Source organism: Marinobacter sp. NSM (genome assembly GCF_052380025.1).
GTDB lineage: Bacteria > Pseudomonadota > Gammaproteobacteria > Pseudomonadales > Oleiphilaceae > Marinobacter.
On the sequence record NZ_JBQTCK010000001.1, the window covers coordinates 454,079 to 466,573 of the forward strand.

At 56.8% G+C, this 12,495-nt stretch carries 9 protein-coding genes; 8 read left to right on the forward strand and 1 reads right to left on the reverse strand.

Going from position 1 to position 12,495, the window contains the following annotated elements; translation table 11 throughout:
• Window positions 1-46 precede the first annotated feature (46 nt).
• From prmB to ACTZWX_RS02155, 3 genes are read left to right on the forward strand one after another with little or no spacing between them, the layout of a single operon-like run.
• Window positions 47-952: a 50S ribosomal protein L3 N(5)-glutamine methyltransferase gene (prmB, locus tag ACTZWX_RS02145; protein WP_444712545.1), complete on the forward strand. Its 906-nt coding sequence runs from the start codon at window positions 47-49 to the stop codon at window positions 950-952.
• Window positions 953-988: 36 nt separating this feature from the next.
• Window positions 989-2,083: a chorismate synthase gene (gene aroC / locus ACTZWX_RS02150; RefSeq protein WP_444712546.1), complete on the forward strand. Its 1,095-nt coding sequence runs from the start codon at window positions 989-991 to the stop codon at window positions 2,081-2,083.
• Between the two features lie 30 nt (window positions 2,084-2,113).
• The gene (locus ACTZWX_RS02155) at window positions 2,114-3,253 is read left to right on the forward strand and encodes an MFS transporter (protein WP_444712842.1); all 1,140 of its coding nucleotides are present in this window, start codon (window positions 2,114-2,116) and stop codon (window positions 3,251-3,253) included.
• Here ACTZWX_RS02155 and ACTZWX_RS02160 read toward each other — a convergent pair.
• Window positions 3,250-4,125 (reverse strand): LysR family transcriptional regulator, encoded by an 876-nt coding sequence (locus ACTZWX_RS02160; protein WP_444712547.1) that lies wholly within the window; start codon window positions 4,123-4,125, stop codon window positions 3,250-3,252. The two genes, ACTZWX_RS02155 and ACTZWX_RS02160, sit on opposite strands and share 4 nt — an antisense overlap.
• Before the next feature lie 472 nt (window positions 4,126-4,597).
• Between ACTZWX_RS02160 and leuC the strand changes: the two genes are divergently transcribed.
• From leuC to ACTZWX_RS02185, 5 genes are all read left to right on the forward strand, one after another.
• The gene (leuC, locus tag ACTZWX_RS02165) at window positions 4,598-6,016 is read left to right on the forward strand and encodes a 3-isopropylmalate dehydratase large subunit (RefSeq protein WP_444712548.1); all 1,419 of its coding nucleotides are present in this window, start codon (window positions 4,598-4,600) and stop codon (window positions 6,014-6,016) included.
• Window positions 6,017-6,033: 17 nt separating this feature from the next.
• Window positions 6,034-6,681: a 3-isopropylmalate dehydratase small subunit gene (gene leuD, locus ACTZWX_RS02170; protein WP_444712549.1), complete on the forward strand. Its 648-nt coding sequence runs from the start codon at window positions 6,034-6,036 to the stop codon at window positions 6,679-6,681.
• Between the two features lie 17 nt (window positions 6,682-6,698).
• Window positions 6,699-7,772, forward strand: a complete 1,074-nt coding sequence (gene leuB, locus ACTZWX_RS02175) for a 3-isopropylmalate dehydrogenase (protein ID WP_444712550.1) — start codon at window positions 6,699-6,701, stop codon at window positions 7,770-7,772.
• 126 nt (window positions 7,773-7,898) lie between these two features.
• Entirely contained in the window at window positions 7,899-9,014 is a 1,116-nt protein-coding gene (asd, locus tag ACTZWX_RS02180) for an aspartate-semialdehyde dehydrogenase (RefSeq protein WP_444712551.1), read from the forward strand.
• Window positions 9,015-9,327: 313 nt separating this feature from the next.
• Window positions 9,328-12,411: a FimV/HubP family polar landmark protein gene (locus ACTZWX_RS02185; RefSeq protein WP_444712552.1), complete on the forward strand. Its 3,084-nt coding sequence runs from the start codon at window positions 9,328-9,330 to the stop codon at window positions 12,409-12,411.
• Window positions 12,412-12,495 lie beyond the last annotated feature (84 nt).

A 12,495-nucleotide genomic window follows, 5' to 3' on the forward strand; every position in this document is an offset into this window, starting at 1 on the left:
GGCGTATAATGCCGCGCTACATTAGCCTGACCAGGAAGACGTTTTTGTGACCAGTCCAGTTGACGATCTACACACCATACGGGACTTTCTGCGCTATGCCGCGTCACGGTTTGCGGCATCGCCATTGTATTTCGGGCATGGTACCGACAACGTGTGGGATGAAGCCGTGCAGCTGGTGTTACGCAGTGTCCACCTGCCATTGGAGAACAACAATGTGTTTCTGGATGCGCGCCTGGTGCGCACAGAGCGCGAACTGATTGTTGAGCGCATTGAGCGCCGCATTAATGAACGAGTACCAATCGCCTATCTTCTGGGCGAAGGCTGGTTTATGGGTATGCCGTTCAATATTGATGAGCGGGTGCTGGTTCCCCGGTCGCCGATTGGCGAGCTGCTGGAGAATGGCCTTCAGCCCTGGTTGGGCAGTCAGCCCGTGCAGCGAGTGCTGGATTTGTGCACGGGCAGTGGTTGTATTGGTATTGGTGCTGCCACTGTCTTTGATGAGGCGGAGGTTGATCTGTCTGACATCTCCGAGGCGGCTCTTGAGGTGGCTGATTCAAACATCGAGTTGCACGGCCTGGAAGGGCGGGTTCAGACTATCCGGTCTGACGTGTTCGAGAAGATTGAAGGCCGCTACGATGTGATTCTCAGTAATCCGCCCTATGTAGATGCTGAAGACATGGCGGACATGCCGGAAGAGTATCGCCACGAGCCGGAGTTGGGGCTCGCCGCAGGCGACGATGGTCTTGATATTGCTCACCGTATTATCGCCGGGGCAGCAGAGCACCTTACTGAGACCGGGTTGCTAATCGTGGAAGTGGGCAACTCCTGGGGTGCCATGGATGACGCCTATCCGGATTTGCCCCTTACCTGGCTGGAGTTTGAAAGCGGTGGCGACGGGGTGTTCCTGGTAACGGCTGCTGATCTCCGCGAATGGCAAGCCAGAAAAAGTTAATTAATATTTTATAAAACCTTTATAAAGTGCTGAATTATGTCGGGAAATACATTTGGTAAACTGTTCACCGTAACCACATTCGGTGAGAGCCACGGGGCCGCTCTGGGGTGCATTATTGATGGCTGCCCTCCGGGTCTGGAACTGTCAGAAGCCGATATGCAGAAAGATCTGGACCGCCGTAAGCCCGGTACTTCCCGTCATACCACGCAGCGGCGAGAGGCGGATGAAGTGCGCATCCTCTCCGGCGTGTTCGAGGGCAAAACCACCGGGACGCCGATTGGCCTGATCATCGAGAATACCGACCAGCGCTCCAAGGATTACTCCAAGATTTCCGAACAGTTCCGGCCGGCTCACGCCGACTACACCTACATGCACAAGTATGGTGTCCGGGATTATCGGGGCGGTGGCCGTTCATCGGCCCGTGAAACGGCCATGCGTGTTGCTGCTGGCGCGGTTGCCCGCAAGTTTCTCGAGCAGCGTCTGGGTATTCGCGTTCGTGGCTATCTGTCCCAGCTTGGGCCGATCAAGGCAGTAAAACACGATTGGGACCAGGTGCACGAGAACCCGTTCTTCTGTCCGGACGCCGATAAGGTGCCCGAAATGGAAGCCTACATGGACGCCCTGCGTAAAGAGGGCGACTCCATTGGTGCCCGAATCAACGTGGTCGCTGAAGGTGTGCCGCCAGGACTGGGTGAACCGATTTTCGATCGCCTGGACGCCGACCTGGCCCACGCACTGATGAGCATCAACGCGGTAAAGGGTGTTGAGATCGGCGCCGGGTTCGGTTGCATTGATCAGAAAGGTACTGAGCATCGCGACGAAATGACGCCGGAAGGTTTTTTGTCCAATCACGCAGGCGGCGTGCTCGGCGGGATTTCCTCCGGCCAGCCGATTGTTGCCAGTATTGCGCTGAAGCCGACATCCAGCCTGCGTTTGCCGGGCCGGAGCATTGACGTGCATGGCAACCCGGTTGAAGTGATTACCACCGGTCGCCACGATCCCTGTGTTGGCATTCGCGCCACGCCTATCGCCGAGGCCATGATGGCCATCGTGCTGATGGACCATTATCTGCGCCACCGGGGGCAGAATGGCGATGTGGAAGTGAGCACTCCGGTCATCGGCCAGCTTTGATCACAGGGAGGCGACACCATCTACTGGCGGCTGTCTAACCTCTACTTCTGGTTCTTCGCCCTCCTTGGAGGGCTTTTGCCTTACTGGTCTCTGTATCTTGAAGGCCAGGGTTTTTCCTATCTGCAAATCGCCACTCTGATGGCGACTATTCAGCTCACCAAGATCGTCGCGCCTAGTGTTTGGGGCTGGCTGGGGGATCGCTCCGGTCAGCGGGTGCGGTTGGTCAGGTTTGGCGCCATTACCGGGTCACTGTTCTTTGCCGGCGTGTTCATGGAACCTGGGTTCTATGGCCTGCTTCTGGTGATGCTGGCCTTCACCTTCTTCTGGAACGCGATCCTGCCGTTGTATGAGGTGATTACCCTACGAACACTTGGAGCCAGAAAAGACAAGTACGGTAAGGTGCGGCTCTGGGGCTCGGTGGGTTTCATCGGAGCCGTGGCCGTTGTCGGTGGAATCCTGGAGTGGGTTCCGGTCAGTTATCTGCCCTGGTTGCTGTTGCCGGTGTTTGCAGGCATAGCCGTATCGGCGTTTCTGGTGCCTTCAGAGCGAGGCGAGCGCAAACCACCGGCTCCGAAGGGTAGTCTGAAAGCCATCGTCACCCATCCTGCCGTTGTTGCGTTTTTCCTGATGAACTTCCTGTTGCAGGTATCCCACGGTGCCTACTACACGTTCTTCAGTATTCATCTGGAACAACATGGCTATGGTAAGTTGTCGATAGGGTTGCTTTGGTCCCTGGGTGTGCTGGCGGAAATCGGCCTGTTCCTGGTGATGCACCGGTTGTCGCATCGGTTCAGCGTGCGCCAGATTGTCATCGGGGCGCTGTTCCTGACGATGATTCGCTGGATGCTAATTGCCGAGCTGACCACGGTCGTGCCCGTACTGATCTTCGCCCAGTTGCTACATGCGGCCTCCTACGGTGCGCTGCATGCGATCTCCGTCCAATACATTCAGGGGTTTTTCGGCAAGCACCATCATGGCCAGGGGCAGGCGCTTTACAGCGGCCTGACGTTTGGTGCCGGCGGCGCTCTTGGCGCCTGGATGTCCGGCTTTCTGGTGGAGGGCATCAGTACCTCCGCAGCGTTCTGGGGCGGCGCTGTCGCCATGGCTGTAGCAATCGTAATCACCTGGCGTGGTTTGCAGCCGATGCCAAAGGTTGAAGAAGTCGATTAGCTCCTGATTTCTTCATCTTCCACAATTTCCAGCAAAGCACGGGCACCATTGCTCAGTTGCCGGCCAGTCAGTGCGACGGCGCCAAGTACCCGGGAAACCGGGTGTCCAACTTCAAGCACCCGAAGGCTGTTATCCAGCATGCTCACCGGCAGCACGCTCCATCCCAGGCCAACGCTGGTCATCATCTTGATGGTTTCCAGGTAGTTGGTGGGCATCAGCGGTTTTAACGGCTGATTCGCTTCCAGAAACAGCCGGCTGACCACCCGATAAGTGGCAGTGCTGGTGTCCGGCAGCAGGGCCGGGTGTTGGGCCAGGTCTTCAAGCCGTGGGTGTTTCAGTTGTGCCAGCGGATGCTCCGCGCCAATGACAAAGGCCATCGGGTCTGGCCATTGCACCAAAATCCGGAACTCCGGGTTCATGCTGTCGCTGAGAGTGACGAACGCGATCTCGGCATTACGCTTATTCATCTGGTGGTAGGCGGCGTCGGATTCCATAAACTGGAGATCCAGTGTTACCTGTGGGTATTCGCGGCGGTAGCGGCTTAGCCAGTTTGGCAGGTGGTGCAGGCCGATGTGGTGGCTGGCGATGAGCTGGAGTTCGCCTTCTATGGTGTCGGCGTTCGGGTTGAGGGCAAGGCGGGCGTTGTGTATTTCATCGAGGATTTTGCGTGCGTGGGGCAGGAGTCTGGCGCCGGCCTCGGTGACGCGGATTTCGCGGTTGCTTCGGTCGATGAGTTTGGTGCCAAGCTGGGTTTCGAGGGCAGCGAGGCGTTTGCTGATGGCCGGTTGTGTCAGGTGCAGGGTTTCTGCGGCTTCTGAGAAGGAGCCCTGGTCGACTATGGTCAAGAAGGCTTTTAAGGCGTTTGCGTCCATTTTGGTTCTTCTCTTGCCGCTTTGTTTGGAGTTGGGAGCAGCTTCACTGAGCCCCTCCCAAAAAACGCTACGAGCACATCCATGTGCGCTTCGCTCCGGCCATCCATGGCCTACGAGATTTTTGGGAGGGGCTCAGTGAAGCTGCTCCGTTAACTATTGAGCGTGCCGTCAGGGTGCGATTTACGCAGAATCCACGAAAAAGTTATGGGGCGCGACTGGGTCGGTCAGGCTTTTCAAAACCGTTGAGGGCCATGGACGGCCCGAAACGAGCCCACATGGACGTGCTTGTAGGCGTGTTTTGAAAAGCCTGACCGATCCAGTTGCGTCTTGCACTAAACACCGGGAATATTAGACTAATAACCTTGTGGAATGCAAAGAATGAAAAACATGAATTGAGGTTATTCGGGTGCAAAGAATAAGATAGGCTAACTGAGAGCATAAACAGAAACCCCCAGAGAGTGAGAGAGCAACCATGGCGGGCAAGACTTTATACGACAAGTTGTGGGACGACCATTTGGTCAAACAGCGGGACGATGGTTCCGCGTTGATCTACATCGACCGGCAGTTGCTGCACGAAGTGACATCTCCCCAGGCATTTGAAGGCCTGCGTCTGGCCAACCGCAAGCCCTGGCGGATTGATGCCAACATCGCCACGCCGGATCATAACGTGCCGACCACCGATCGTGCCAAAGGTATCGACGGTATTGTTGACCCGGTGTCACGCACCCAGGTGGAGACTCTGGACAAGAACTGCGACGAGTTCGGGATTCTGGAATTCAAGATCAAAGACCAGCGCCAGGGTATCGTTCACGTGATCGGGCCGGAGCAGGGGGCAACCTTGCCGGGTATGAGCATTGTCTGTGGTGATTCCCACACCTCAACCCACGGCGCCTTTGGCTGCCTGGCTCATGGTATTGGAACGTCTGAAGTTGAGCACGTGCTGGCGACGCAGTGCCTGGTTCAGAAGAAGATGAAGAACATGCTGGTGAAGGTGAACGGCAAGCTTGGCGCGGGTGTGACCGGCAAGGATGTGGTTCTGGCTATCATCGGCAAGATCGGCACCGCAGGTGGTACCGGTTACGCCATCGAGTTCGGTGGTGAGGCGATTCGTGGCCTGAGCATGGAAGGCCGGATGACCATCTGCAACATGGCCATCGAAGGCGGTGCCCGTGTGGGGATGGTGGCGGTGGATGACATCACTATTGACTACGTGAAAGGCCGTCCGTTCTCGCCAAAAGGCGAAACCTGGGACAAGGCGGTTGAGTACTGGCGTACCCTGCACAGCGATGACGATGCGGTATTCGATAAGGTAGTTGAGCTGGACGGTTCCGCTATCAAGCCGCAAGTAAGCTGGGGTACGTCTCCGGAGATGGTGACCGGTGTTGATGGCAGTGTGCCGGACCCGGCGAAGGAAGAAGACCCGATCAAGCGTGAGGGCATTGTTCGTGCGCTTAAATACATGGGGCTGCAGCCGAACCAGAAGATTACCGACATCCAGCTGGACCGCGTGTTTATCGGTTCCTGCACCAACAGCCGCATTGAAGACTTGCGCGAAGCTGCGGCCGTAGTGAAAGGCCGCAAGGTGGCCGCCAGTCTGAAGCAGGCGATGGTGGTGCCGGGTTCTGGTCTGGTGAAAGCCCAGGCAGAGCAGGAAGGTCTGGATAAGATCTTCATCGAGGCGGGTCTGGAATGGCGTGATCCCGGTTGTTCCATGTGTCTGGCCATGAACGCCGACAAATTGGGGCAGGGCGAGCATTGTGCGTCCACGTCCAATCGGAACTTTGAGGGCCGTCAGGGCTTTGGTGGGCGTACCCACCTGGTGAGCCCGGCGATGGCGGCGGCAGCAGCCGTGTCTGGCCATTTTGTTGATGTTCGTGAGTTGCTGAACTGATCCACAGGAGAGAGACCATGCGCGCATTTACGCAACACCAGGGTATTGTTGCCCCCATGGACCGGTCCAATGTGGATACGGACATGATCATTCCCAAGCAGTTTCTGAAGTCGATCAAGCGCACGGGCTTTGGCCCGAACCTGTTTGATGAGTTGCGGTATCTGGATGAAGGCAAGCCGGATCAGGACTGTTCCAATCGCCCCGTGAACCCGGATTTCGTTCTGAACCAGGATCGATACAAAAGCGCCAGTGTGCTGTTGGCTCGCAGGAACTTCGGTTGCGGTTCCAGTCGGGAGCATGCCCCGTGGGCGCTGGATGATTTCGGCTTCCGGGTGATTATTGCCCCGAGCTTTGCCGATATTTTCTACAATAACTGCTTTAAGAATGGCCTGTTACCCATTGTTCTGGATGAAGAAATAGTTGATAAGCTGTTTCAGGAGACCGAGGCTAACGTAGGCTATGAATTAACGGTGGACTTGGAAGCTCAGACAGTAACGACCCCCTCTGGTGAGTCTTACAGTTTTGATGTCGATAATTTCCGTCGTCACTGTCTGCTCAATGGGCTCGATGATATCGGTGTGACGCTTGAAGACGCCGATGCCATTAGCGCCTACGAAGATGCTCGCCGCCAGACTGCCCCCTGGTTGTTTAACGCTGGAAACTGATAAACAAGGATTCTGATATGTCCCGTAATGTGTTGCTTCTGCCTGGTGACGGCATTGGTCCGGAAATCGTCGCTGAAGCGGAGAAGGTTCTGAACAAGGTTAATGACCAGTTCAATCTTGGCCTGACCTTTGACAAGGCCCTGGTAGGTGGTGCGGCTATCGACGCCACGGACTCACCGTTGCCGGACGAAACCCTGGAAAAAGCGCGCAATGCCGACGCCATTCTGCTGGGTGCCGTCGGTGGCCCCCAGTGGGACAGCCTGCCGATGGCCAAGCGCCCGGAGAAGGGGCTGCTGGGTCTGCGTTCGAACCTGCAGCTGTTTGCCAACCTGCGCCCAGCCATTCTGTACCCGCAACTGGCGTCTGCGTCTTCCCTGAAGCCGGAAGTGGTTTCTGGCCTGGATATCCTGATCGTGCGCGAGCTGACCGGCGGTATCTATTTTGGACAGCCCCGTGGTGTGCGCGAGCTGGAGAATGGTGAGCGCCAGGGCTACAACACCTATCAGTACACTGAGTCTGAGATTCGCCGAATCGGCCGCGTCGCCTTTGAAGCGGCCCAGCAACGCGGCAAGAAGCTGTGCTCTGTCGACAAGGCAAACGTACTGGAAGTGACCGTGCTGTGGCGCGAGATCATGGAAGACCTGAAGCGTGAATACCCGGATGTCGAGTTGTCCCATATGTACGTCGACAACGCCGCCATGCAGCTGGTTCGGGCTCCCAAGCAATTCGATGTGATTGTGACTGGCAACATGTTTGGTGATATTCTTTCTGACGAAGCGGCTATGCTCACCGGCTCCATCGGCATGTTGCCGTCGGCGTCGCTGAACTCTGAAAAGCAGGGTATGTACGAGCCTTGCCACGGTTCGGCGCCGGATATTGCCGGGCAGGGCATTGCCAACCCGTTGGCCACCATCATCAGTGCAGCCATGATGCTGCGTTACAGCCTGAATGAGGAAAAAGCCGCAGAAGCGATTGAAGCGGCGGTCAGCATGGTACTGGATCAGGGGCTGCGCACCGCAGACATCATGTCAGACGGTGGTAAGAAGGTTTCAACCCGGGAAATGGGTGAAGCTGTTCTCAATGCGCTTTGAGTCAGCCCTGATTCGCTAAACCGAGACCCGACAGTGGCGCGATGCTGCCACTGCGGGATCATCCATCCTGTCCCTGCCAGCGATAACGGTAGCGGGCGGGCATAATGTGAGGTTCAAAGGTCGCACATGAAGCGAGTTGGACTTGTAGGTTGGCGTGGCATGGTAGGCTCAGTCCTCATGCAGCGCATGCGTGAAGAAAACGATTTTGCCGACATCGACTCGGTATTTTTCACCACTTCTCAGGCGGGTAAGCCGGCCCCGGACATTGGCAAAGAGGGTGTTCCGCCACTTCAGGATGCATTTGATATCGACATTCTGAAAGGCATGGACGTGGTCCTGACCTGTCAGGGTGGCGATTACACCTCAGCCGTTTACCAGAAACTGCGGGATGCAGGCTGGGATGGCTACTGGATTGATGCGGCATCGTCGCTGCGGATGGTGGATCACTCCGTAATCGTGCTGGACCCGGTTAACCGCAATGTGATCGATGCGGCTCTGGACAAGGGCGTAAAAGATTACATTGGCGGTAACTGCACCGTGAGCCTGATGATGCTGGCTCTGGGTGGTCTGCTGGAGCAGGATCTGATCGAATGGGTCTCTCCGATGACCTATCAGGCGGCTTCCGGTTCTGGTGCCCAGAACATGCGGGAACTGCTGAACCAGATGGGCGCGCTGAACGAGAGCGTCAAGTCCGAGCTGGCCGATCCGTCCTCGGCTATCCTTGAAATCGATCGCAAGGTGACTGACACCATGCGTTCCGGTGATTTCCCCACCGAGCACTTCGGTGTGCCCCTGGCGGGCAGCCTGATTCCGTTTATCGACAAGCAGCTCGATAACGGCATGAGCAAGGAAGAGTGGAAGGCGGGCGTTGAGACCAACAAGATTCTTGGCCGCAGCGACAATCCGATTCCTATCGACGGCATCTGTGTTCGAATTGGCGCTATGCGCTCTCACAGCCAGGCGCTGACTATCAAGCTCAAGAAAGACCTGTCGGTTGCGGAAATCGAGGGTATCCTTGCCAAGGCCAACGACTGGGTGAAAGTCATCCCGAATGATCGTGATGCCACCATGCAGGAACTCACGCCGGCTAAAGTGACCGGCACCCTGAGTATCCCCATCGGGCGGATTCGCAAATTGTCCATGGGGCCGGAATACATTTCTGCGTTTACCGTGGGTGACCAGTTGCTGTGGGGGGCCGCTGAGCCTCTGCGCCGCATGCTGCGGATTCTGCAGGAACGTTAAATAGTGTTACACAGTGGTAATTAATGCCAACTGTGTCCGGTTTTTCGTATGCCGGAGTGGGGCGGAGGCTGATTTCAGCGTCCGCCCCTGTTATTTTCAGGGCTGTTAAGGAGTTCCGCCCGATTGGTAAAAAAACGGTGCAAGGATTGCGGCTGATTGATTGATAAAAGAGGCTTTATCAACAATACTTGCCAAACTGAACGGTATAATTGCGATATAACAACGAGAACTAAAAAGACGGAAGTCATCCAACCTCGTCCGATTCTGTTGAGATACAGCAGTAAAGAATAACGGAGACTGGAAAGGAAAAAGCATGAAGGTACGCAAGCTTGCGGTTGCCATGGCGCTGGCGGGAGGGCTCGGTTCCGGTGTCGTTCAGGCGTTGGGGCTGGGGGAAATTGAACTGCAGTCCTGGCTGAATGAGCCCCTGGATGCGGAAATATCACTCCGTGAAAGTCGTGGGGTGGATCCCGGTGATGTATTTGTAAATGTTGCGCCGGAAGCCGCTTATCAGCGGATTGGCATTGATCGCCACCAGTTTCTGAGCAGGCTGAGGTTTGAGGTGGTAACCGCTTCGGACGGTAGTCTCGTTGTTAATGTTTCATCCCGGGAACCACTCCGGGAACCCTATCTTAATTTCCTGCTTGAGCTGACATGGCCCAACGGCCGTCTGATGCGTGAGTACTCGGTGCTGGTAGATCCGCCAGTGTATGCCGAGGATTCCGGTGTTCAGGAGCAGGTGAGCGCGCCTTCGGCAGCGCCAGCCACCTCAGCGCAGCCAGCCCCACGTAGTCAGGAGTCTGTGCGTCGCCAGGCCCAGGCCGAGAGTTCATTTGCCCGGGGCTATCAGGCTGACACGTTCGGCCCAACCCGTCCATCAGACACGCTCTGGACTATCGCCCAGCGTGTCCGCCCGGACAGCTCTGTGTCTATGCAGCAGGTTATGCTGGCCCTTCAGGACCAGAACCCCAATGCCTTTATTGGCGGCAACATCAATCGGTTGAAGCGCGGTGAGGTGCTGAGAGTTCCAACCACGGAACAGATCCGCAGTCGGAGCCAGGCAGAAGCTAACCGCGTTGTTGCACAGCAAAACGAGGCGTTCCAGTCTCGTACCGTCGATGCTACTCGTACCGCAGAGGCTGAATCCGCTCCGGCGCCTACCCAGGCGGGCGCAGCCGGTGACGAATTGCGCTTGCTGGTAGCGGATGGCGAATCTCGCGATGTTACCGAGGGTGGTTCCGCTGGCGGTGATGGCGATTTGCCGGGCGGCAGCGACGTAGGTTCAGCGGTAGCGATGGAAGAGCTGGAAGCCACGCGTCGCGAAAACGAAGAATTGAACAGTCGCCTGGCTGATCTTCAGGATCAGGTTTCCACCCTGCAGCGTCTGCTAGAGCTCAAGAACAGCCAGCTTGCAGATTTGCAGGGTATGACGGCTGAAGAGGCAGCGGCGGCGGGTCAACTCCCGGACGACGAGGCCGAAGTGCCGACCGGAGAACTGGCGGAAGCTGATGGTGCTGATGACGTCGCAGAGGACGATTCAGAAGCACTCGAAGGTATGCCCGCAGCTGAGGGTAGCGAGCAGGCCGTATCGGATGAGCTGACAGACGACAGTGGCGTTGATGGCGCCGGTGAGGAAATCGCTACTACCGAATCCGCGCAACCCGTCGACGAAGCGGCAGAGCAGGGAGCTGATGAGGCAGACGTGGCCGCCGCTCCGGCAGCGGAGCAGCCCCGCGAACAGCCTCGCCAGCCATCGCCGGCTGCCCCTCCCGCCGCGGAGAAGGGTTTCCCCGGTAATGTGATTGACGCCATTTCAAACAATCCGATGTACCAGATTGCCCTGGGTGGCGGCCTGGTTCTGCTCTTGCTGTTGCTTCTGCTGGTTGCACGCCGGAACGCCAATCGTGAAAAGGCATTCTACGACCAGCTCAACAGCGAGGACGGTAGCGAAAGCGATTCGTTTGATCTGAGCCTGGAAGACGAAGCTGTTGATCAGCAGGAAGGCGCTGACGCCCTGGCCGAAGCCGACACCTACATTGCCTATGGTCGTCATGATCAGGCAGCACAGGTGCTTGAAACCGCCATTTCCCGGGAGCCGAGCCGCACTGATCTCCGGTTGAAGCTGCTTGGGGTATACGCGGACAGCCAGGATCGTAATTCGTTCGAGAAACAGTACGGGGAAATTGAGGCCCTGGAAGACGAAGCCGCTATTGAGCAGGCAACCGTTCTTCGCGAGCGTCTTGAAGAAGCCGAGTCTATGCCAAGTATCGACGACCTTGAGTCGCAACTGCGGTCTGATTCCTTCAGTACTTCGGTGGCGACAGAGGAAGAGCTTGGTCAGGAAGACGAGTTACCGTCTGATGATGACTGGCAGCTGTCCGATGACCTGAAAGCTGACGAGTTTGAGGCCAGTCCCGAGCCTGAGCAGGAGAACGAGTTCGGAGAGTTGGAATCAGACGTCGAGAAGGAGGCTGATTCTCCCGACGATCTGATTGAATACGACCTCTCGATTCTTGAGGCCTCTGACAAAGGCGAACCCGACGATCTCGAACTCTCAGAAGAGCAGGATTTCTCTTCTCTCGAAATGGATCTTGAAGATTCGGGCGAGGGCAAAGCCGACGAAGAGGATCTGAGTTTCGATTTCGAGTCCGCACTTGAAGACGAAGCCACCGAGGAGCCGGCGGTTGAGACAGCGGAAGAGGATACTCTGGATTTCGGACTGGAAGATGAGTCTGATAAAGCAGAACAGGTTGGAGACGCGGAAACCGTTGAGGATGAATTGTCGGGCGACGTGGATGCCCTGGATGAGTCCTTCCTGGACGAGCTTGATGCCGAACTGGACAAGGTTGCTGAGGAAGAAGGCGAGCCGGAAGGGCTGGACCTTGACGAGTCTACGTTGGACGACCTGGAACTTGATGTGTCGGACGAGGATCTCGCCCTGATGGAAGAGTTCTCTGAGTCTGACGAGCAGCCCGCAGGTCCGGAACAGGAAGCGGCATCCCTGGATGAAGAGCTTGGTCTGGAAGACGCGTTCAGCAGCGAAGAGCCGGCTGACTCAGAACCAACAAGTGAGCAGGCTCAGGAAGGTGAGTCTGAGGCCACTGAGCAGGAGGCTGATGCCATGGATGACGATCTGGTTCCGCTGGCGTCCGAATCGCTGGATGGCAAGCAGGAGCAGAGTTCCGCGCTTGATATCGATGAGGAGTCATTGGGCGAGGACGATGATTTCGATTTCCTTGCCGGGACTGACGAAGCGGCCACCAAACTCGATCTGGCCCGGGCCTACATCGAGATGGGGGACAGCGACGGAGCCCGTGATATCCTGGAAGAGGTCGCTCTGGAAGGAAACGACGAGCAGAAGGCGGAAGCGCAGGAGCTCCTTAAAAATCTTTCCTGATCCGTTATAATCTCGTGATATCGGTAACAGCGCCGGCCATAAGGCCGGCGCTTTGTTTTTCAGTGAACTCTTTTCGACGGACCA